The sequence below is a fragment of the Paenibacillus sp. FSL K6-1330 genome (genome assembly GCF_037976825.1).
Lineage (GTDB): Bacteria > Bacillota > Bacilli > Paenibacillales > Paenibacillaceae > Paenibacillus_AQ.
On sequence record NZ_CP150269.1, the window covers coordinates 6,101,880 to 6,124,099 of the forward strand.

Genomic DNA, 22,220 nt, shown 5'->3' on the forward strand with positions numbered 1-22,220 from the left:
TCATTTTCATCTCCTGATCAAATGTACGTTTTATCATCTTTTATTCGAATAAAGCTTTCTTTGTGACTTCCACCAATAAAGCCTTTGCCATTTCAAAAGGTAAACTTAGAAAGTCCATTCCTTTCTTCTTAGCTATTTCTTTCGCCTTATTGACAACAACCTCATTTCTAGCTGCATCAAGGAAATCGTGGCCTTTCCAAGTCATATTTTTAACATAGATTACATACGGATTGAGGGTTCCTTTAGCTTCAACGTAACCAGCATCTTTTAAAATTTTCACTTGGTATTGTACCATCTCTCGTTCTTCTTCTGTTTCGTACCCCTCAATTTCTACCACAATGTTGTTAGTTGCCGTATTATGTTCTTCAATATACTTTAAGACCTTGATAATTAAGTCCATATCGCGCTTCATTTGAACACCCCTTTCTTTTAAAATATTTGTTTTATTTTCTTTTGAATAAAACAATTGATGAGTTTTTGTTCTCATTCTTTAAATACTCCCCATTGTATCGATAAGTGTACACATACATCTTCCCATCTACAAATGTGCATTTATGAGGATTACCTCTATCAGTGATCTTAATCTGGTCTTCTCTTGGATAAACATTTACTTCATTAAGCATCTTAAACAAAAAAGGCTTTATTTCAGTCAGTAGGTCCATGAATTTTTACCTTCCGTTAAAAGATTCGTTTTATCGCTTTCTAGGATTATCATTATTGATTAGTTCCTCTACAGTCCATCTCTCATGCGGGTTGTAAGTTCGCCCTGGTTTAATACATACTTGCTCAATTAAGTCCGTTAATTGGAATCCATGTCTAAGCTTATGCAGCCCTAACTGCCTCCTACATTCAGCTATCCCGCCTCTTCTCATGCCTTTAATTACATGAATAAAGTCACCGTCAGCCAAAATGTAGTCCCCTGAATTGCGTTCTCCAGTGATTGTAGGTATATTCATAAAAAACACCATCCTTAATTAGGGCAACTACATCAACCCAAATCCTTCTACAATTTTTGATAATTCTTTCGGACATTCAATTTGAATAATTTTCTCAGAATTGACCCATAATCGAATAACTCCTAATTTATCTAGAGATAGAGATACGTCGTTGATTATTTTTCGTATTCTAGAAATATCGGGATTAGCTAGTGCCAAAAAGGTCGTATCAGACTTAGAATCGAGCTGCTTCATAAGATAATATATCTGAGCACTCGCATGTACTTTTAACTGTCCACTATGGAACACATTCTCTGTTTGATTGTTTCTTCTAGATCCTTTTGACTCAATAATTAATGAGTAGCCATTCAATTCAGCATGTACATCAAATCCCTGTTCTTTGTCTATGGCTATTCTTAATATGTTGGCTCCTCTTTTTTTAAGGTACTCAGCAACTGCTAGGTTTACTTCATTCTCGGTCATTGAGAAGGTGTCCGGACTTTTACTTATCGGGATAGGCATACAACTCAACTCCAAGGATTTATTTCTTATGAAAGGCTAATTTTATCTGTTGTTCGATTGTTCATAATCATTAATTCTTGTAATAATATAATCAAAAAGCATGATACATCTTATTGAATTGACTTTATAGCCATATGTTTATCTGCTCCATGCAGAATTGCATGCCGACTCAGTGGATATTCTATATCTTTGCCATGTTCAAATGAACTAAGAACGTGGGACAAATAAAACAATAGAATATGTTCATCAAAACTAAGAATGCTGGTTTCGTTTAGTAGAGTTTTTGCAGTTTCTTTGATTTTATTTTGAGATATATAATCACTACCATCGCACCTCTCAGCAATTATTCCTTCAAGTTGAGGTAGTAATGTAGAAATAGCAGCATAATATCTTGAATCATTATGGGACAGTATAGCTTCTTCGAGAATTGGCATTCGATCAGAGAGCCAATTCATCTTCCTCCAGTCAGTTTTCATTTCTTGAATTACTTCACAAGTGAAAAAATCCTCAACAAATTCAGTAATTAGGGCAGATGTTTCTTGAAGAGTATGATTCTTCGCATGAAGTCCAATTTCTTTCATTTTTCTAGTGTCAATATAATCATGCGGTGGAAAGCCGCTATCATACATTGCCTTCTTAAAACTAGCAATACCCTTCTCAGTTTCTTCATTAAAAATGTAAGACTGAGGCTTAACCAAGGTAGCTTCTTCAATGGCCTTCTGTAGACGATGATATGTACCTGTGTAGTCTGTTGTGTTTTTGATTGTGATTATTGCATCTTGTATGTAGTCAAACGGTTTAAAATTTTGGAAGGTTTCATTATTTTCTTTCATTTGTATTCCTCCTAATGTTCTTTATAAAAGACTCATTTTAAAGCATTAAGCTTTTCAATTGCATATTGATCGGCTATCACTTCGAAGGGATGTTCGCGATATTTTTTATGAAACAGGGTTAAATTGTTAAAAAATTCATCCGACCCCTGCTCAGACATTTTAATTAGTTTCTCTAACTCACCCAATTCTAGTTTTGACATTTCAGCATTGTAGTCTGAATTAAATTCATTTCCACTTAAACCTCTCGATGCATATCTTGTCTGAAAATCAAACCAATGACCTAATTCATGTAAAATGGAAAAAACGGCATATAATTCAGGATCAATAGGTTCATTATTGGCGAGAAGATGGTTTCTCCGCAATAAATTTTCAACTCCAGAAAGTATGCATGGATCATCTGGTATAGCTTGATGCAAAACCGTAATTGAGTCTTCTACTGCAATTTCCGGAATAACGATGCCAGCTTTATAGTTTCCTTTTCCTTCAGGCCAGAAAGCAGGAGTTGGTTGCCTTTTTGCGTTTATTAAAGTGGAGACTGGGATTTCTTGATAGAAGATGCCATCGGGTATTATCAATCTTGCAATATCTATTAACATCATATGTTTAACGCTCCCATTCTTGATGAAAGAATTGTTTTATTACCATCTATGTAATGTCGTTATTTTCACGACAACACTTCGTTGATACGCCGCTCGGAAAATATCCACTCCGGTGGAATCAAGTCATCAGGGTATTGTGCCTTAGTCCACACCTTGTTTTCCCTTAGCACGGTATCTCCAGTGCCATTGCGCGCTTTTTTCATTAAATCAGCTACTTCAGACGGTGTTGCTATATAAACTCTGGGCATCTCATTAATTTGGACACCTTTGAATTGAACAAGGCTAAATATAGTTTTCTTAGAGTGCTTGAGTAGCCATGAATCAATTGCCTCATGATAACTAACACTTTCACTCTTGTATCCTTGAGTTAGTCCCCAACCACCATCTCTACTTCCTTTTACCGATACTTTTATAATGCTTTCTCCTTTTGATACCATTAAGTCATACTCTGGTTGGTTTGCTCCATACTGAACAGAGACATCAAATCCAATTCTTGCAAATAAAAAAGCCGTAATGGACTCGGCTGCAACTGATACATGCCATGAATTAACCAATATTGCTGTCACTCTCCTTTTGATAAAAGTATTATTTCACAGCACGTGTAGCTTCCCATATCTTTTTCACGGCTCCTTATTTTTCTGGACAAGTTGACAATAGGTCAGAGATCCAAGCATAGGTCTCAGATCCATTTTATATCCTATTTATCCCTAATAGGTCATCTACAGACATATTGTGTAGTTTTGAAAGTGAAATTATTGCTTCAAAATTAGGCTCTCTTAATCCAGTCTCATAGTCATCCTGCTGACATTAAGGTATTCAGCAACCTGCTCACCCGTTAAGCCTTTCTTCTTTCGATAGTAACGAAGTTTAACACCAATTTTTTGGGCATTGGTCATTTCTTTAGGTTGCTCACTTGCATCTATCTTCATTTCCATTGGTTCGATATCATCATTAGACGTATCAAGTGTAGCGCCTTTGGCTTTTTCTGCAATAATTCTGAATTTTTCTCTAAACCCATTAAAAATGATTTCTGTTTCTTCTTTGGATGCTCCCCAAAGATCCCAATATTGCAATGCAAATTCTTTAAATAAAACCGCTTCATTAATTGTCGCTACTCCAAGTATTTCTGCCATAAGGGCAGGTGACTTTATTTGTTTCATTATATCCTTATAAATTTCACTAAGTCTTTCAACAGCAAATTCTCCTTTAAGCTCTTGGGAATAACTCATATCCGGTATAACTGCCATTATTTCAAATCTATTAGCTTCCTTATTATTAGATACAATCTTATTATCTTCTAAAAACATAATTTGAATCATTTCTATACCAGTAAGTATTTCCCCTTGAATATTGGCTTCGGTAGCCAAGTCTTCTCCTACTATTTAATCCCATATAAATATAAACCCCTGCGCAGGATAAACGACCATCCGGCATTAATAAAGATCTCCCCCATCGTAGGGTATTCTTTATAAGGGACCATGGACTCCCCTTTAACACCGTACCGTTTCTCGAACCCAGATCCTTCAGGACGTACCACCGTTTACACTACGAAAGCTCGAGCCGGTAAAGTCCCTACGCCCTGAATATAGAGGAGATCTTAGCCAGTTAAATTAAATAGATACACCATTATCCCTACAAGCAAAGGTCCTATCACTAAAAACCCGAATATCAGGGCAATAACTTTTAGAGTTCCTGATATTCCTTTTGACGAGTTCAAGGTGTCTAGTTTATTATTGATTTCTTTTAGCTCTTTCAATATTTCTCTATTTAGATCTTCAGACACATCAAAGTCCTCCTTATACATATGAACAAAAAACAAGATGTTTTTTCAATTAATCGTTAACATATACAAAGTTATTAGTTAATCGGTACATTTTACCATAATCATCATACCAGATGTTTCTATATATCTAGTAAAAATAAAAAAACCAAAAGCCCCTCAAAAAATTAGGGTACACCTTTGGTTCTCTGCAATAATCCGAATTTTCTCTAAGCTTCATAGAATAATAGCTTCGCAAATCCTACTTCTACAATAATAACCCCGTATTAATATAAACCCCTGCGCAAGGTAAACTCCCATCCCGCAATAATAAAGACATCCCCCTCCATCAGAGGGTATTCTTTATAAGGCACCATGGACTCCCCCTTCAACATCGTGCCATTTCTCGAACCCAGATCCTTCAGTACGTAACCTCCGCCTTCACGCGAAAGTTCGACATGTGCCCGTGAAGTCCCCACTCCCTGTGCGACGAATTGGGCTACGTCAGGGGACCGGCCGATAATGAAATGGGGCTGATGCAGTTCAATCCGCTGGGGGGTAACTGCATTCGGTTCGTTTAGCTCGAGGTAAGCACCTGCTGAATGTTGCACGCCTGGACGGGCTGCGGCATCCGGACTTAGCAGCACGGTAGCCCCCCCGCCTCCAGGGACCGAAAGCACCTCCGTCCGTTGGGCCAACTGGGCATAATAATCCCCCTCCTCCCCATATGGATCCGCAGTCGCAGCTGCTGCCTCAGATGAACGCGAATAAGCATGGCCCTGCGGAGACTGTGCAGGATATCCCGCTGAATGGTGATCTCTCTCGGAGTTAACTGGAGATTTAGGGACCCGCCATCTCCAATTCTCTTTTCCCTCCTCAAGCTCTGCTTCTGCTTTTCCGGCGTCTGTTTCCGAGTTATCCCCAAGAAGCCCCGATAAAGGATCCGCCTGAAAACGTGGGACGGACTTCCACTTGGAATGCTCCTGCGGGCTAAGCTCTGTTGACTCGAACATGGGCAGGGAACCGGACCAATCGCCGGATCTCCGTGATAGCAGCTGAAGTTTACCTGTCCAGCCAAGCCAGGTTACTGCAGCAAGCAGAATCGTAATCCCAACCGACAACCCCAACATCAGTGAAGTAGGCTGATTCATGTAAAGTAATCTCCAAGCTCCCGCTGCGGCGAGCAAACATCCTAATAAAATATAGGTGCGAAGAGGCGAAGTCTTGTCATTGTCCGAAGCTTCTGAATTTGTATCATCCGTATCAGGCAGCCACGAGGGAGTGGAACCCAAAGGGCTTCGACCCACATGAGAATTCGTTTCCTCGCTCTTGCCCCTCTTCCCAAACATCTCATTGGTACGCTCAGTCAGACCTCGGATTAAACTCTGTTTATCCGTGTTGATGTCACTCTCCGTCTGCGGCACTGCAGTCCGCCCGCGAGCCGGTTCTGTAAATGCGAATGCAGGCTTGGAGCCCATGTTGCTTGATTGACTACCGGTATAGAGCGATCCTTGATTCAAACCTGAAGACACTGCTGCATTTGCTTGAGTTACAGCACGATGGTCTTCACCCTCTCCTGCTAACAGGTCGACCACAAGCTTCTTAAGTCCCGGCAGATTGAAGCTCTGTTCACTGCAAAACGACATCAGTGCCTGTATCCCTCCCCCTTTTAGCTCCGTCACCGATGCGAGCAACCTTGTCATTAGCTCTTTGAGCATAACTGGAAGACGTGTGCCGCCTGCTTCGGTAGCTGCAACGGGAACATACGTTAAATATAAAGTGCCAAGATCCAGGGAACCTTCAATAAACAGATAATCCTCATGAAGTATGTAATTCTCCGGCTGAAGCATATACAGCTTGCTGTCCTCCAGAGCGGTGACGATTTGCAGCAGCAATCCAAAATATTCGGTCAGCGTCATTCGCTCGCTCTTTAACGCTTGAGACAGCATTTTTTTGCCGGTGATATCATACTCCAGCGTTACCTTATAATCGACTTCTTTCATATGCAGCTTCAAGAAATGAGGGATTCTCGAAGAACGGATCATTCCCAGCTGTACATGATTAAGTTCTGATGATTGGATTCCTTCAGCCCGGTCCAGCACCATAATGGTTCCACCATTCTGCATAAAATCCGCCTTTAATCCGAGCATAAGCTCCCCCCTCCTACAAGTGCAGTACCACATACGTGCTGATTACACCAGGAAGGACAGCAATCATAAAGGGGAATCGCAAGTGTTCCTCCTGGCTATTGCGCCATGGTAACCAGCTCTTCATAACAAAAACGCCGGCGATACTGCCAACGACATTGCGTATTCGCTTCATCGTTTCCCGCCGCCAGAGCAGGATGAGCAAACCGATGACACCGGCAAAAATTACAGAATACATGATGCCCTGCAAGGTAAACCATAAACCGGTCCAGGCACCAATCCCCCCAAACAGCTTAACGTCACCCGCTCCCACAGCCCCTATAAAATACATGATCAACAAGATAAGAAACCCTGCTCCAAGACCCTGCAAAGAAAAGAACAGCCCCTCCCACCCGTCCAGAACGCCATAATAGACAGGACCGGACAGCATAGCAGAAACGGTTAAAACATTCGGTATTTTCATGGAACGAAGATCTGTAATGAATGCCGCGATCAGATAAACGGCACAAACAACAAAAGCAACGGCCATACTACATCAAAACTCCCTGCTTAAACTATTCACTGGAATAGCCTTGATAAGATTTTAACTATGGATGAACAACGAATGCTTCTTTAGAATGACTCTCTTAAAAACTTATTTGAAAAACTTATTTGAAACACTTCTCTGAAACGCTTCTTAGGGAACACTTCATTTCGGACTCTTGCTATCAAGCCTCAAGAACCTGACCGCGCCACCACCGTAAACGGAACCTCAATTCGCTGTCCGTCTGCTGTCTCAACGACAAACAGCCACGTTCCAGGCGTTGTATTAAAGCCTACGTTCCATTCCCACTCGATATAGCCGTTACCGTCGGCGGTCTCCCAGCCCAAATATTTAGCCGTGCTCTGACCACTCTTATAATAGACTGACAGTTGGGCACTGCTTCCCGGCTCCACTTTCACTTTTACCTTAGCCTGCTTGCTAGCAACGGCCGGATTCGGCTTCTCCAACAGCTCAATAGCCCCGTTAGTCCCCGAGCCATTCCCTGAACCCGTCCCTCCTTCGCCGGTGTCACCGATCCATAATCTCTCCTGAGCTTTTGCCTGCAGCACGATGCGTTTGTTCAAGAAAGGAACCCGGATCGGAAGCGCGTAATTCACCTCAATGCCGAAATAGGGACTCGCCCCGCTCTTCAAATTCGGAATGTGAACATTGGACACATGGATTCGATCATAGTCCAGAAGATTATCAGGCATAAATGGCTTCAGCATCGGCTTGACCACGGGATCGAGTACGGCTTCCACGGTTTGGTTCTTAAGCTGCTGCAGCGGCTCCTCGCCTGACGCTACGGCTTGCGTTATCCATTCATTAACAGGAGAAGGAAGAGAGTCGCTGTAATTCGAAACCCAATCAGAAAGTGACAATTTGGGAATCTCCCAATGGGATGTGCTTGGTGAACCTTCTCCTGTTCCACTACCATCGGCATTGGCCTGCACGGCTAGCGAGACGGGATACATATGAGCCGCTACGGTTTTGACCGTATCCGAAACGGTACTCTGGAGCGCTGTCGATATCAACGTCATTTGCACGATATAAATGAGAAAAATGACAAAAAACATAAACATCGGCAGCACAAGTGCAGCTTCCACCACCATGCTTCCTTGTTCCGATGACGCTTTACCTTTATGGAGAGGTTTCTGTATTACCGATAATCGTTTCATTCAAAGTACCCCTAATCCTAATAGGAAAAATCCGCCTTGCGCTTTACCATGTAACGATTTCCCTGAACTTCGTCCCCATCGCTTCCAAATACAACGCCGATTGCTTTCGTCACCCCTGGAAGAAACCATAAACGCATGGCCGTCTTGACCTCTCCTGAAGCGTAGGTAAATCGCTCCGCAGGATTGATGCCGGTGTTCAATCGAATCAACGCCAACATACGCGACAGCTTCTTCTCGTTATTGCTGTGAATAAACAGAAATATTCGCAAATGATCCCTGTAAGTCAGCTCAACGGGGACATACTTGGATAGCCGAACGCTCCCCTTCTGACACAACTGGATCATATCCTCAATGGCCTTCTCAATCCCATACAGAATCGCTGCCGCCAAAATCGCCAACGGATTTCCCAATTTACTATTCACAATGAATCCTTCCATCGTCCGGATCGCGAGTCTGGAACCAAAGATCTCTGCATAGGCCGCCGAGATATTCCCGGCGGGGTTATGAAATCCGTATAGAATGTACTCCACTTCCTGGTTCCCAATGGCGAATTCCTGGATGACATCCCCGCCCGTGTTGGAACCATCAACCATTCCGGTTAATTTCCCAATATCAAAATGCTGATAATAATGAACGGCGTACTCATTTTGAAACAGTTCATCCCTGACACCGCCCAGCACGTTCCCCATAAATCCAAACATACCGTCCATATTATCCATTGCTTGTTTACCGGCATCATACGGATCATCGTCCATAGGCTTTCCCTTATTCATGTTGTCCGCTTCAGCATTAAATTGAAGGCTTTCGTCATAGTACTGCTGGAGTTCACGGAACTCATCCATAATCGCCTGATGTTGTCCATTCAACCCGTTAATCGCCTCAATGACTTTGGATGCCTGCTTCAGCTTCTGACTAGCCTGCTTCTCCATCGCCTTCCGTTCCTTATCGGATGTGCGGAACTGTTCCAATGACGCCTGCTGCCGATCTATAATATTTCCACTGCCTGATACTCCATAATTAGACACAAAACTTTGTAATGTGCGACTGGCTTCAAGCACCGTCCCCTTCATTCCCTCTCCCCCCAGCGAAGACTGAAGAGTGGTGACCGCTCGGGCAACCTGTTGGTATCGACTCTCCTGGCTATCAATCTCTTGCCGGAAGCCGTTCAAGAACTCATCGCTGTGAATTAATTTGTCAGCTTGCTTCCGTATGGATTGAATCATCTCCGCTTCTGCCCCGGATGAATCGCTAGACCCTGGTGTTACATCATTCGTGACCTGATCATATCCCCTATTAGATGAACGGTTCTCGGAATCCTTGATGACCTGCTTCATCTCTTCATTCAGATTCCTTGCTTCCTCCCATAATTGATGCGCATCCGAGAGCAGCTTGTCATTCTCCTTCTGAACTCGGCTGGCCTCCCTCGAAATCTGTGAGCCAATGGAAGAAATTCCGCTCCGGTAAGCCATGAGCAGCAGCGTATACTGTTGTTCCTTAGGAGGCCTGTCCACATCTTCCTGTTGTTTAGCCTTATAATCCTCGTATTGCGATGCCACATCAGCGGCGGTATACATACTGCCCCCCAGCGAAGTGTCGGAGATCGATTGTCCCGGCGGATCCATAACAAGCTTCGAAAGCCGGATTGCATGCTCCCCTGCTTTTCGCTGCTTTGCCAGCATTTCATCCAGCGCCGCTTCCCGCTTGTCATACAATTTGCGAAGCTTCTTAAGGACATCTACCGTATTGGAAGCTTCCTTCATGGACTGCGATAACGGTTTGAACTTGCCCACTAATTCCAAAGTGAAATCAATCGGCGCTTTATACTTCATATCCTCGATAATCTGCCGGTTGAATATGTCATAAGTCCCCAGCGGACGCTGCAGCTCAAGACCCGAACTATCGAGCTCCATTGCCATTAACCGGAATGCATCGCTACGTTCTCCCGGATTCATGCTGTCATTCAGCACATTGCCCATAATGAGATCGCCGCTGGTGTCCCCAAGGGCATATAATCCATATTCCTTCTGCAGCTGCGGATCATAGGAGGACATCACGGAGCGTACGGCTGCTCTTGTCAGCCTCTCACTTTGCACCTTCATGGCCGCGATACGCGAGAAATCAATGAATATGGCTACAAACATAAATACGGCTGCCAGGGCGATAATCAAAAAAACAGATACAGATCCATCGGACGATCGGCCCACCTCTCTCCTTTTCCGACTAGACCGCGCTTTCCCATGCTTCGTCATGACTATCGCGAACCTCCGAACTTTTGTAGAACTTCTCCTGCGGCAGCCTTATCCGTTCCATTTCTCCCGCCTTGAAACTTCGATCCGTAATATCGCATTAGATCCACCGTGCGAATAAATTCAACAGGATCCACCACGATCGATTGTGCGCTGACCTTGATCTGACCTCCATCGTCCAATATTCGACTCAATGGCGTCAGAGATACCTGCTCATTTAACGAAGTCGTCACCTTTCGAATGAGCAGCTGATTCGAATAACGCATCTCTCCCGCCATGCTAGCGGGCACAGCCGTACCGCCCTTGGACATTTTGAGTTCCGGCAGCTTCCCACTGCCTTCTTCGCCGTGCGGCAATTGTATCGACTTCGTGCCGTCTCCACCGGCCAAACCAAATAGACTTCCTAGAACATGATCATCCGTTAACCGCCAATATAACGAATCATATTGTCCCTGCCCTACGGATCCCGTAGCTGCGAACTTGTGGCTGTTGTCCCAGCTATACGCGGTCCTTTCGGAAGCCGCGGCCGATGCCTGAACCAGCATCGACTTCTGGTAGATATACAAGCATAGGAACAGAAGCAATACCGTCACCATCAGTACGATGGGAAGAACCAGGGAAGCTTCCACCGTGAAGCTCCCTGTCTCGTCCTTCCATCTTCTCGGCAGCCGTTTATTCAAGGAACTCTTTACTCTTGTTATTCACGTTTTTAAACAAGTTGTTCACCAAGGCCGTAATCTGATCTTTAAATATAAGCGCGATAATCAAAATAACGACTAGGATCAGGATCATCTCCAGCGTTCCTATCCCTTTCTCATCCTTCCAAAAAGCTTTCATCCCGTTCTTTGCCATGCTTAACATCATATTTCATACACCGGTCCCTTCTACATGTTCATCATCATAAATGCAGGCGCTCCGAGCAAAACAATCACGATCATGAAAATGACCACCATTGGCAGCACCAGCTTTGAGGAGGCCTGCTCGCCCCTTGTTCTTGCAATGGCCTTGCGCTTCTCCCACAGCACGCGGGACAAATCCCGCAGTGCCAGGACAAAGTCATTCCCGCCACGCCTAAAATTAAGCAGGACGGTTGTTGTAAATATCGATACCTCCTGAACGCCGCACCGTTTATTGAACTGCTCGAAGGCTTGCTGGAACGGATGGCCTCCCTCCCATTCAAGCACCATTCTCTTCAGCTCAGCATACAGGGGATGGTTCGCGTCCTTGTTCCGTTCCACGCAATGAATGATCGCCCGCTGCACCGTCTCGCCGGCGCCAACAAGCAGCACAATCTTGTTCAGAAGCTCCGGCAGCTCCATCACGATATCCTGCTCACGCAGCGTGACCTTTTTATGGAGGTCCTTTACCAAAGCGACGGGCAGCAATGCACCCAATCCCAATCCGGCCAGAAGTCCGATGACATCCCCCAACAGCAATGTCCACAGGCAGCCACCGATCAAAATAAGCCATGTATACGCAAGTGCCTCGGCCATAAACAATAATGTCATTTCTGTGCTGTGCCGCAAGCCATGGATCTTCTGAACGGAGCCCTGCATTCGATAAAATATAATCGGCAGGCGCATTGGAACCTTCCCTCGCTCGAGCAGAAACAACAGAGGCGGTGCTAACCGCTGCAGCCTAAGACCTTCCATTGGCACTTTGCCAAGACGATGGTACCGTTCGCCGCACGTTTGATTCAGCACCACCCAACCACCCACAAGCAGAACCATCAGCGCGCCGGATATCCATGTCAGCATGCCCGCCTCACCTCCTTACACCTTGATATTCATCATTTTGGTGATCCATAAGAAACAGCCTCCTAGAGCCGCCAGTGCAAAAGTAGAGATTATGATCCCCGATCCGCTATACATGGACTCCATATAATCGGGAGATGTCATATTCATGAACAGCAGCAGGAGGAAAGGAGCCGCAAGAAGCGCCTTGGATTCAAACCGCTTCTGGGCGATCATGACGGATATCTCCTGCTGAATATCCAGCTTTTCTCCGATGACAGAAGAGGTTCTGCGCACGACTTCAACCAGATCACCGCCTGTTCGTTTGCAAGTCGAGAAGACATCGGCAAAGTTCGTTAGATCCTCCATCCCCGCCCTACGTGCAAAATCCTGCAAAGCTGTTTCAATAGGCTCGCCGTACTCCAAACGGGACACAATGACTTTGAGTTCAAAGATCAGATCGCTGTTGCCCCCGGGATCCAGCAGCAGCAAGTCCTGAACGGCGTCCCTGAACCCATTCTCTACGGAGCGGCCAGCCGACAGAGATGAGGACAAGGAATACAGAGCTTGCTTGAAGTGAAGATTCAGCGTCTTGCGCCTGATTTCCAACATAAACCGTCGCCAAAATTTAGGGACCGTCAGACCTCCCGTTCCAAGCAGCAGCGACAAAATCAGATTGTGATAAAACAGATAACCGATGAAGAAAAACAAAAGGCCGCCAAGGATGACACATCCTGTTCTCTGTCTAAGCGAGAGATGATAGACGCCGTAATCCGGGAGAGTGTTGGTTCGAGTAGGCGCAGCATGCTCACGCTTTCCAGCCCCCTTACTCCTCTTGATCACCCTCTCACCTTGACCCTCTTCCGGAGTCAATACCGAACCGCCAGATTGCTTCATGACGTCACCTCCATCATCTTCTGCAGCGGCCAAGCCGTAATCCCGGCCATATGAAGCTTGTCCGCCGATTGAAGCGGGTTACCGCAAGGTTCAAGACACCCAATCACCCGGCCGCCTGATTCGCCCGTCTCGCGGAACCGGTACAGTGGATTCAGCAGCACCTCGCCGCCGCTCATTCCGATCACTTCGCTAATCTCCGTTACGCGCCGCGATCGATCTCTAAGCCGGGATAAATGAACGAAAATATCAATCGCCGAGCTAATCTGCTGACGGACTACGCTGATCGGAAGATCCGCACCGCTCAGCACCATCGTTTCCAAACGGCTGATCATGTCCTGCGTGCTGTTGGCGTGCCCCGTCGACAGACTTCCGTCATGCCCAGTATTCATCGCCTGCAGCATATCCAGCGCCTCGCTTCCCCGTACCTCGCCCACCACGATCCGATCGGGGCGCATCCGTAGCGAGGAACGAATCAGATCGCGTATCGCGATTTCCCCCCGGCCTTCCGTGTTGGCATTCCGGGTCTCCAGCGACACGAGATTCGGAACCGTCACGATCTTCAATTCCGCCGAATCCTCGATCGTGATGACACGCTCATCAGGCGGAATATACTGCGATAATGCATTCAGGAAAGTCGTCTTCCCCGAACCTGTCCCTCCGCCTATAAAAATATTGTATTTACCCTTGACCAATATCCGAAGCTGCTCCGCTGCCTCCTCTGTTAGCGCGCCCCTTCCAACCAGGTCATCCATCGTCATCGGCGATTCCGGAAACTTACGGATCGTCATGGTCGGCCCTTTCAGCGCTATTGGAGGCAGTACGATATTTACCCGCGAGCCATCCTTCAATCTGGCGTCAACGATGGGCGTTGATTCATTCACTACCCGGTTTACCGTACCGACAATGCTCTGAATGATATCCTCCAGGCGGCTCTGCGATTCGAATTGGAGCGGCAGCTTCTTCACCTCGCCATCCTGCTCTATGAATATGTCCTGGTGACTGTTAATCATAATTTCCGTAATTCGAGGATTATCCACTAATGGTTGAAGCACATCCAACCCGCGAAAAGAATCAAATACTCTCCGCACCAGCCTCCGCTTCTCGGCGGCTGTCAGCTCCATAAGCTCGCGTCTTCTCCATACCAGTTCCTCGATGCGGGCCATCAATTCCGAATTGTTAATGCTCGCACTCATATCAAGCTCGGAACGAACCTGGTCACGAACCGACTTGAACGGATCCTCCATCATCACTGCTCACCACCCGCTTGCACTGGTGTGATACTTGAGCCCTCCAGCAGCTGCTGGCAGAGCTTCAATACCTCTCTCTGATAGATGGGTGAGGACAACAGCAGTTCTTCCCGATGGAGCTGTTTCCATGAAGGAATATAAGGCAGTACGCTGTCTATGCTGATATCCTTGCGGGGGAATCCGTTAACAAGTTGTCCTGTGTATCGATTGACAATGAATCGGCTCCGCTTCTTCAAGTTTCCGAAAAGCACGGAATCCTTGAGCTCCAGTTGATCCATCCATACACCGCTCTTATACATACTCATTAAATCATCCAGTAAAACCCAGAATAGTACTCCGGCCTGTTCAAGAACCGCCTGCATTCGTTCCTCCATGTATCCCTCGGTATCCACGACAATGGCATCATATTGATTACACGATACGAGGGAAGCCAGCAGCAAAGCAGTGTCCTCCATGGTCATCTCCGTGATTTCCTTTACATTGAAGCTGGGCTCAAAAGAATCGCACTTCAGGCCATGATGTCGGATGATATAAGGGGTTATCGACAACTCGGTCCCCGAAGCCGATTCTTGTGAGGCCTTAATGTCATACAACAATCTTGAAAAGCTGCCCTCCATGCCCACCGAACCGGAAGGAAATAATGCACTGCTGTTCACCGTCTCCAAATTGAGATAGAACACCTTCAATCCCAGCACGCCCAACTGCTTCGCCATGTTCATGGCTATCGTTGACTTTCCGCTCCCGCTCAAGGGAGATACGATGCCAATCACCGAGGTTGTTCCGACATTCAGTTTCTCCAGCGCCCCACCGCTTCCCTTACAGTGGGTGATGATGACTTCCATCAACTGAGGCAGCGGTTGATACTTGAATGTACTGTTGCCCCCCTCTACGAGAGAAGATGATGAATGGCCTTCACTTAGAAGCAGCCAAGGAACCGAAGTCTCCCCCCGGCTGAGCCAACTCTCCAGCATTTCCGTATCCCCCGCGACCAGATTCGGCACTTCCCCCACTTCCATATAATGTAGAAATGAATCGGTGCGGGTAAATGCGATCACCTGAAGAACCGATCCGTAAGAACTTCCATGCAAATAACTCAGCAGCGGTTCAACATACCGGGAATCCTGCACTGCCAGCACAAGTCGGGCCGGTATCATAAAGCCAATCCCTCTTTTCTGTAACAACGCCAAAAAAGCACCGTCAAAGGCCGCAATATGCGGTCAATGAACGGTGCTTCCGTTGTCTGTTATAATTTGACATTAGAATATCACAGTTGCAGCAGAACGGCAAGATTTTATTTTTGATATACAGATAGCCCTTAATCACTATTGTCAAAACAAGGATAAATGTCCTACTATATAGGCTTAGAACGAGTGTTCTCTATATAGAAACTTCTTATATAGAATTAACATATATAAACTCCTAAACCATCTAAACCAATACTTCCAAGTCTGGAGAGTGACACCCATGAACAAACGTATATTAGCCGCGTTTCTAACCGCCCTGCTGTTATTATCCGGCTGCAGCCAGCCGCTGATGTCCCCTGCGACATCAAACAATGAAACCGCAACAACCGTTAAATCCGAAGCCAAGTCAAACACCAGCACGACGAATTCCAAACAAACGACCTATCCAACCGATGATCTGAATCTTCCACGGGTAGCCGTGGAACTGGTTAAAGCCGTTGACGGAGACACCATCAGCGTAATGTTCGAAGGCAAAAAGGAGAACGTTCGGATGCTCCTGGTCGACACGCCTGAGACGAGTCATCCGAAGCTGGGCGTACAACCATTCGGGCCCGAGGCCAAGGCTTTTACGAAGGATCTGGTGGAACAAGCCGATCAACTTGAATTGGAATTTGATATCGGTCCGAACCGCGATAAATACTCCAGGCTTCTTGCGTATGTATATGCCGACGGAAAGATGGTCCAGGAATCGCTGCTTGAAGAAGGACTCGCCCGCGTGGCCTATATCTACCCGCCCAACACCCGCTATGTAGACAAATTTGATGACTTGCAGCGGATCAGCCGGGACAAGGCGCTTGGCATATGGAGCGTAGAGAACTATGCCCAGGAAGACGGCTTCCATCCGGAGGAGCAGGACGACGCCAACAACAAGAACAACAGCAGCGTAAATGGCACAGCAGCAACCCAAGCCCCGAAAGAGAACAGCCAAAAGTCAAAGCAAGGCTGCGACATCAAAGGCAACATCAACTCGAAGGGTGAAAAAATCTACCACACACCGGAATCTCCATACTATGAGCGCACGAAGCAGGAGCAGTGGTTCTGCAGCGAGGCAGAAGCCGTCCAGGCCGGTTTCCGGGCCCCGAAGTAAAATCATCTGATATATGAAATGAACGCTCATGTTCATCTTATATAAATTTTAGCCGTAAATGAAAAGGAGCCACCAGCCATGGGGAAAAAGAAACCTCCAGCAAGCAAACCAAATGAAAGTCAACCGCCAAATCCAAGCTCTGCCGCATGGTACAAAATCGTATGGAGATGGCACTTCTATGCCGGCATCATCTTCGCTCCCTTTCTGATCATCCTGGCTATCACCGGCTCCGTTTACTTATTTAAGCCTCAGATTGAACAAGCGCTATATCGGGACTACTACACGGTAACCCCTCAGGTTGAACGGGTAACGCCCAGCAAGCTGGTCGGACAAGTTAAAGAGCTCTACCCTGACGCTACGATCACGAAATACCGCCCAGGCGAGTCGGACTCCCGCTCTACAGAGATTAGTTTGACCTCAGGGGGCGAATCCATGACCGTCTTCATGGACCCCTATACGGGAGAAAAGATTGGCGAGCTGAAAGACAAAGACCGCATCATGGACAAAATCGAGGAGTTCCACGGCGAGCTGATGGTCGGGACCGTGGGGGACCGGATCGTGGAGCTTGCCGCCTGCTGGGCGATCGTGCTGATCATGACCGGGGTGTATTTGTGGTTTCCGAAAAATAAAAATAAAAACAAAGGCAAAAAGAAAAGAAGCCTCGCGGGCATCCTGTACCCGCGTCTGGGCAAGGGCAAGCAGATTCTTCGTAGAGACCTGCACGCCGTTCCTGCATTCTGGATTGCCGCAGGCATGTTGTTTCTTATTATGACCGGGTTGCCCTGGTCAGGCCTGTGGGGCAGCAATTTTCAAACCATGGCGACTAATACCGGTGCCGGTTATCCGCCGTCCATCTGGTCGGGCAGTGCGCCATCCTCTCATGTCATGCAGACCAAGGAAGTGGCCGAAGTACCTTGGGCCGCCGAGAATCTGGAAGTTCCCAATTCGACCATCTCCGACTTTACCCCGCTTCCCATCGAAGATGTGATGTATGTGGCCCGAAGTGAGGGGATCCATCCAAGCTACACCATCAGCATCCCGCAGCAAGCGGACGGGGTGTACACATTGTCTGCCTATCCGCCCAAAGCACAAGACGAGGCTACCATGCATATCGACCAGTACAGCGGCGCGGTCTTGGCGGATTATCGCTATGATCATTACGGAATCGTCGGCAAAGCCGTTGCCCTTGGCATTACGCTGCATAAAGGAACGCAGCTGGGCATCGTCAACCAAATCTTCAGTTTGCTTATATGCATAGGAATCATTTTTATTGCGGTAAGCGGTTTGTACTTGTGGTGGAAGCGAAAACCGGAGCATGGACTGGGGGCACCAAAAGCGCCCGAGGTAGATGCCAAAAAAATGAGGCTGTTTCTTCTGCTGCTCATCGCTTTGGGGATCCTATTCCCGCTTGTGGGCTTGTCGCTCATCATCGTGTGGATCATCGATTATGTCATCGTTCGGAGGGTACCGGCGATCAAGACATTTCTGAATGCCTGATTCGGTTATATACTCAAACTACAATAAGGGGTGGCGGTTTCATGATCATGAAAAGCCGTTTTATATTATCCGTTCTGCTATCGGTCCTGCTGCTGAGCGCTTGCTCGGCCAGTCCCGATGCAGCCAACCGGTATGAAAAAGAAATCCCGCTGATCGCCGAGGTGAACATTCCGGATGCATTATCCGTACATCAACCGGAGACCATCGAGATTATCCTTACCCAGGATGGCAAAAGAGTACCCGGTGCGGATTTTGTCCACTATGAGCTGTGGAGCCATGACGGCTCCCTGCGGGATCCCATGACGGATGCGGTAGAGGTCGGTGACGGCATATATACGGTAACCAAAACCTTCGATAAAGAGGGGCTGTATTTTTTCAAGCTGCACAGCGGCAACAACGGTTCCATCATCATTCCCCAGAAACCGTTCGCCGTCGGCAAACTGTCCGAGGAAGAGCTTGCCTATCTGCAAGCGGGTACCCCCACATTTCAAGAAGGTACGACAGAACATCATCATTAATACAAGATCGCATTAGGACAAAAACCGGCGCCGAATCTCCGGCGTCGGAACCATGCATTCAGTGGATTGTCCGAACCACCGGTAACGGTTCTTCGCCACCCAGCGGTACACCAGGTTCCGTAAAAAAGGGGGAATCAGAATCAGAATGTACGACAGCGGCCAAGGAAAACGAAGACGTCGTGCAATCCGAAGAGCGGCCGTCGACCTTGTGTAATACTTCCCCTGTTCAATCAGAACCATCGTTTCCGTAGTATCTCCACTAAGCCCTCCCTGCCTCAACAGCTCCTGCCCAATCTCGGATTGTAGCGAAGCAAAGCGAAAGGCACCCCCAGGATCTCTCTTGATAATGAACTGCGTCAGACCCTGGCACAAATGGCACACACCATCAATCAGCACAATGGCATATTCCTCATGATTTTCCGTTGCACGATCCTTCATATACTCCTTCGCTCCCTTCCCATACCCATAAACAAGAAAAAACGCAGGAGCCCTCTCCTACGCTTGATCAAGTACGCTTATTGGTTTATTACTCAGCAGCTTTGTTCAGCCACTCGCCGTCTTTCATCTGCTGGTCGAATTCGTTTGAGAATTTCTCCATGCATTTGCATATGAAATCCTTACGACAAACCGGGCAAGGTACTTTCCCAAGTCGGCTAAGCGCAGTCAGTTTCCATTCCGGGAAGCGGTTATAGAATACGCGAATATCCGTTCCGTCAGCCGTGTGGATAATGAATTCGTAAAGCCCTTCTTTTTCATTGCTTCCAGCTGTGGTCACATTTGCAATCTGCGGTCTGTATGGCATGTTCATCACCCGTTTATTTTATTTAAATTCCCTATGACTGGTTTGTACTTTCTGGTACTTAGTCATATTAAAGAATTTTAGGGGTGATGTCAACCGAAGAACACATCCAGGATCGAGCCAAGCTGCCCCCTCTTTTTACCTTCTAATATATCCGGGTTGAACACTTCCACATATCCGCAGTTCGTGCAGGAAACAAATAGGAAATGATTGTGCTGAATATCAAACATCTTACTCAGCCCGGCCCCTGACATCGAGACCTCTTTCGTCTGGCAGTGATTTCCTCCACATTTGCTGCATACAAACCGTTCCTCTATCATTTGTTCAATACGCATCTTAAGCGCCCCTTTCCATTTCATAGCTTTAACTGAAATACGGCGTATCATGTAAAAAGTTTCATATTCAGCATCATAAGTCGACAAAAAAAGATGACCCTCCATTGTCAGAGAGCCACCCGAATTCCTTCCTTTATGGTCAGCTTACGCTTAACTCCACGTCGATGTTGCCTCGGGTTGCTTTGGAATACGGACAAAACGCGTGCGCTTTCTTCGCGAGATCCTCCGCCTGGCTTCGTTCGATACCCGGCATTTCGATCTTTAGCTTCACTGCAAGCTTAAAGCCGTCAGCGCCTTCGTCCTTTCCGATCATAACCTGGGAGTGTATCACAACGTCTTTGAGCTCGACGCCCTCTTTACGGGCGATATTAGCCAGAGCGCTTTCGTAACAGGCGCCATAGCCGGCCGCAAACAGCTGCTCGGGATTGGTTCCGTTACCGCCCGGTCCTCCAAGCTCCTTCGGCATGCTTAATTTGTGATTAAGAACCCCATCCGTAGATTCAACAGAGCCTTCACGCCCTCCAATGACTTTTACATCTGCTGTGTATAATGGTTTCATGCTCGTTCATCTCCTTCATGCCCTATTATGGTCTCTACATGTATTCTTTAAACTTGCAGCACAAATTGAAACGATAAATAGGGCAACTCGCAAAAGAAACAGCATATTCCCAGCTCGGGAAAGGCAAACAAAAAAGCTGTTTATCAAAGGAAGAGTTCCTCTTGATAAACAGCTTCTTCATAAAGTATGCGGTAGAGAGGACTCGAACCTCCACGGGTATACACCCACTACCCCCTCAAGATAGCGTGTCTGCCATTCCACCACTACCGCATGTTATAAGGGATGTTCTGTAGCGAACATTCCCTATTATACTGTTCCATCATACAAAAGTAAAGAGCCAAATTATGGGTCGTTGGCTTAGGCGCAAGAGCAGCTAGTTCTAGTCGTTTCGCTTTTCCTTCCGGTAGGCTGAAAACTCAATATATTCACGGATAAACTCCTTCTCATTCTCTGCCAATCCGGACATTAAGGGAAGATCGGAAGATTCCGAGTCCACTCCATACTCCCCACGCGCTTCCCTGACTCGGGTAGGGTTGCCCTTGCCAATAATCAACCAATCCAAGCTTACGGAAAAGAATGCTGCTATCTCAATTAATTTATTCGTGCTCGGCGTTGTTTTCCCCCTCTTCCAATCACCAAAATTCCCTGTGCTGATCCCGAGGGTTTCACAAAACGCCTTCTTGGTCATGCCTCGGCTTTCTATGAGATGTTCGATTCGTTGGTAAATAGACTGCATCAAACAACCGCCTTCCTAATTCTCTTTGAAAGAAAATTACTTATGTACGTATTTTTCTCTTGCAAAACAACTTAATTAAGTGTATAATCAACATATATTGCCTAAATTATACCATAGTACTCATGGAACGTTGTATCTTTTAGTCATGAGTCTATTTAGTATGAGGAGCGAGTCATTTGCCCTACGATACCATGATCACATCCTGGAATAATGCGGTTCATTCCTTGAATAAAGGACTGATGATCCTTACCCCGGATGGCATCATAGACAAAATAAACGATCCACTTATTACCATGGCCGAAAGATATGGTGTTTCCGCTGAGTTTGGGTGGGAGGGGGCATCTTTTTTTAATATCGCTTCCCAGCCCTTGAGTTTGGCTTCATTTGATCATTTTTTCCATGAGTTGGATGTGCCCTCCGTAAGAGATGTTATGCTGGGTAAGCTGTCTGATTACTCCTTTGAATATGCGGTGCAATGGAACGGCCAAGAGATTTGGGTTTTATGTGAGGTACTGCCGCTGCTTATCAACAAGAACAGCCGTATTCACGGAGCTATGATATTATTTACGGATATTACGAAGTTCAAACGCAAGGAACTGCTGCTGGAACAAGCGCTGGCTCACAGCTTTCCCCTTCCCGGGCATATTCCGATCTGCGCCGTATGCAAATACGTTCACCACGGGCAAGAGTGGGAACCTGTGGAGAGCTATTTGGAGAGCCGCCTCCCTATTGAATTCACCCACGATATCTGTCCGGGTTGCATTCGCAGATTATACCCGAAGTACTCTTCCATCCTTGATGATCCGGAATTACTGGATTAACTCTC

26 protein-coding genes and 1 tRNA gene are annotated in these 22,220 nt (G+C 46.5%); 4 read left to right on the top strand and 23 right to left on the bottom strand.

Annotated elements, in window-relative coordinates; translation table 11 throughout:
- Window positions 1-40: 40 nt before the first annotated feature.
- The 17 genes from NYE54_RS27755 to NYE54_RS27835 form a co-directional block, all read right to left on the bottom strand.
- The gene (locus NYE54_RS27755; RefSeq protein WP_339267712.1) at window positions 41-487 is read right to left on the bottom strand and encodes a DUF2513 domain-containing protein; all 447 of its coding nucleotides are present in this window, start codon (window positions 485-487) and stop codon (window positions 41-43) included.
- A 496-nt stretch (window positions 488-983) separates the two neighbouring features.
- On the bottom strand, window positions 984-1,457 hold the full coding sequence (locus NYE54_RS27760) for a hypothetical protein (protein WP_339267714.1): 474 nt from the start codon (window positions 1,455-1,457) through the stop codon (window positions 984-986).
- A gap of 110 nt (window positions 1,458-1,567) precedes the next feature.
- Entirely contained in the window at window positions 1,568-2,290 is a 723-nt protein-coding gene (locus NYE54_RS27765) for a hypothetical protein (protein ID WP_339267716.1), read from the bottom strand.
- Window positions 2,291-2,322: 32 nt separating this feature from the next.
- The gene (locus NYE54_RS27770; protein WP_339267718.1) at window positions 2,323-2,889 is read right to left on the bottom strand and encodes a hypothetical protein; all 567 of its coding nucleotides are present in this window, start codon (window positions 2,887-2,889) and stop codon (window positions 2,323-2,325) included.
- A 65-nt stretch (window positions 2,890-2,954) separates the two neighbouring features.
- Window positions 2,955-3,443 (bottom strand): hypothetical protein, encoded by a 489-nt coding sequence (locus tag NYE54_RS27775; RefSeq protein ID WP_339267720.1) that lies wholly within the window; start codon window positions 3,441-3,443, stop codon window positions 2,955-2,957.
- Window positions 3,444-3,665: 222 nt separating this feature from the next.
- Entirely contained in the window at window positions 3,666-4,256 is a 591-nt protein-coding gene (locus NYE54_RS27780) for a helix-turn-helix transcriptional regulator (RefSeq protein ID WP_339267722.1), read from the bottom strand.
- 230 nt (window positions 4,257-4,486) lie between these two features.
- Complete coding sequence (locus NYE54_RS27785; protein WP_076324645.1) at window positions 4,487-4,672, bottom strand: hypothetical protein; 186 nt, start codon at window positions 4,670-4,672, stop codon at window positions 4,487-4,489.
- Between the two features lie 263 nt (window positions 4,673-4,935).
- Window positions 4,936-6,798, bottom strand: coding sequence for a DUF6382 domain-containing protein (locus NYE54_RS27790; RefSeq protein WP_339267724.1), 1,863 nt, complete (start codon window positions 6,796-6,798; stop codon window positions 4,936-4,938).
- 13 nt (window positions 6,799-6,811) lie between these two features.
- On the bottom strand, window positions 6,812-7,324 hold the full coding sequence (locus NYE54_RS27795) for an A24 family peptidase (RefSeq protein ID WP_339267726.1): 513 nt from the start codon (window positions 7,322-7,324) through the stop codon (window positions 6,812-6,814).
- Between the two features lie 185 nt (window positions 7,325-7,509).
- Window positions 7,510-8,496 carry a TadE family protein gene (locus NYE54_RS27800; RefSeq protein ID WP_339267728.1) on the bottom strand — a complete coding sequence of 329 codons (987 nt, stop codon included), beginning with the start codon at window positions 8,494-8,496 and terminating at the stop codon, window positions 7,510-7,512.
- Window positions 8,497-8,513: 17 nt separating this feature from the next.
- On the bottom strand, window positions 8,514-10,745 hold the full coding sequence (locus tag NYE54_RS27805) for a hypothetical protein (protein WP_339267730.1): 2,232 nt from the start codon (window positions 10,743-10,745) through the stop codon (window positions 8,514-8,516).
- A 2-nt stretch (window positions 10,746-10,747) separates the two neighbouring features.
- The gene (locus NYE54_RS27810) at window positions 10,748-11,422 is read right to left on the bottom strand and encodes a TadE family protein (RefSeq protein ID WP_339267732.1); all 675 of its coding nucleotides are present in this window, start codon (window positions 11,420-11,422) and stop codon (window positions 10,748-10,750) included.
- Entirely contained in the window at window positions 11,415-11,606 is a 192-nt protein-coding gene (locus NYE54_RS27815; protein ID WP_076324651.1) for a Flp1 family type IVb pilin, read from the bottom strand. The genes NYE54_RS27810 and NYE54_RS27815 overlap by 8 nt, the downstream gene beginning before the upstream one ends.
- Before the next feature lie 20 nt (window positions 11,607-11,626).
- Complete coding sequence (locus NYE54_RS27820; protein ID WP_076324652.1) at window positions 11,627-12,499, bottom strand: type II secretion system F family protein; 873 nt, start codon at window positions 12,497-12,499, stop codon at window positions 11,627-11,629.
- A gap of 15 nt (window positions 12,500-12,514) precedes the next feature.
- Window positions 12,515-13,372, bottom strand: a complete 858-nt coding sequence (locus NYE54_RS27825; protein ID WP_339267735.1) for a type II secretion system F family protein — start codon at window positions 13,370-13,372, stop codon at window positions 12,515-12,517.
- Entirely contained in the window at window positions 13,369-14,619 is a 1,251-nt protein-coding gene (locus NYE54_RS27830) for an ATPase, T2SS/T4P/T4SS family (protein ID WP_339267737.1), read from the bottom strand. Before NYE54_RS27830 ends, NYE54_RS27825 begins: the two co-directional genes overlap by 4 nt.
- Window positions 14,619-15,773, bottom strand: coding sequence for a hypothetical protein (locus NYE54_RS27835; RefSeq protein WP_339267739.1), 1,155 nt, complete (start codon window positions 15,771-15,773; stop codon window positions 14,619-14,621). The genes NYE54_RS27830 and NYE54_RS27835 overlap by 1 nt, the downstream gene beginning before the upstream one ends.
- A 310-nt stretch (window positions 15,774-16,083) precedes the next feature.
- Between NYE54_RS27835 and NYE54_RS27840 the strand changes: the two genes are divergently transcribed.
- The 3 genes from NYE54_RS27840 to NYE54_RS27850 all read left to right on the top strand — a co-directional run bounded on the left by NYE54_RS27840 (window position 16,084) and on the right by NYE54_RS27850 (window position 18,965).
- On the top strand, window positions 16,084-16,950 hold the full coding sequence (locus NYE54_RS27840) for a thermonuclease family protein (RefSeq protein ID WP_339267740.1): 867 nt from the start codon (window positions 16,084-16,086) through the stop codon (window positions 16,948-16,950).
- Window positions 16,951-17,028: 78 nt separating this feature from the next.
- Complete coding sequence (locus NYE54_RS27845) at window positions 17,029-18,447, top strand: PepSY domain-containing protein (RefSeq protein ID WP_339267742.1); 1,419 nt, start codon at window positions 17,029-17,031, stop codon at window positions 18,445-18,447.
- A gap of 41 nt (window positions 18,448-18,488) precedes the next feature.
- Entirely contained in the window at window positions 18,489-18,965 is a 477-nt protein-coding gene (locus tag NYE54_RS27850; RefSeq protein WP_339267744.1) for a FixH family protein, read from the top strand.
- 12 nt (window positions 18,966-18,977) lie between these two features.
- Here NYE54_RS27850 and NYE54_RS27855 read toward each other — a convergent pair whose 3' ends face one another.
- The 6 genes from NYE54_RS27855 to NYE54_RS27880 all read right to left on the bottom strand — a co-directional run bounded on the left by NYE54_RS27855 (window position 18,978) and on the right by NYE54_RS27880 (window position 21,394).
- Complete coding sequence (locus NYE54_RS27855; protein WP_339267746.1) at window positions 18,978-19,403, bottom strand: thiol-disulfide oxidoreductase DCC family protein; 426 nt, start codon at window positions 19,401-19,403, stop codon at window positions 18,978-18,980.
- A gap of 88 nt (window positions 19,404-19,491) precedes the next feature.
- Window positions 19,492-19,767: a hypothetical protein gene (locus NYE54_RS27860; protein WP_076324660.1), complete on the bottom strand. Its 276-nt coding sequence runs from the start codon at window positions 19,765-19,767 to the stop codon at window positions 19,492-19,494.
- An 89-nt stretch (window positions 19,768-19,856) separates the two neighbouring features.
- Window positions 19,857-20,099, bottom strand: a complete 243-nt coding sequence (locus NYE54_RS27865; RefSeq protein WP_006212369.1) for a zinc ribbon domain-containing protein — start codon at window positions 20,097-20,099, stop codon at window positions 19,857-19,859.
- Between the two features lie 139 nt (window positions 20,100-20,238).
- The gene (locus tag NYE54_RS27870) at window positions 20,239-20,658 is read right to left on the bottom strand and encodes an Ohr family peroxiredoxin (RefSeq protein ID WP_076324661.1); all 420 of its coding nucleotides are present in this window, start codon (window positions 20,656-20,658) and stop codon (window positions 20,239-20,241) included.
- A gap of 187 nt (window positions 20,659-20,845) precedes the next feature.
- A tRNA-Leu gene (locus tag NYE54_RS27875) sits at window positions 20,846-20,928 on the bottom strand.
- Window positions 20,929-21,037: 109 nt separating this feature from the next.
- Window positions 21,038-21,394, bottom strand: a complete 357-nt coding sequence (locus tag NYE54_RS27880) for a helix-turn-helix transcriptional regulator (RefSeq protein ID WP_076324662.1) — start codon at window positions 21,392-21,394, stop codon at window positions 21,038-21,040.
- Window positions 21,395-21,570: 176 nt separating this feature from the next.
- On the opposite strand from NYE54_RS27880, the gene NYE54_RS27885 reads away from it, so the two are divergent.
- A complete protein-coding gene (locus NYE54_RS27885) occupies window positions 21,571-22,215 on the top strand; it encodes a PAS domain-containing protein (RefSeq protein WP_076324663.1) in 645 nt (214 codons plus the stop codon).
- Window positions 22,216-22,220 lie beyond the last annotated feature (5 nt).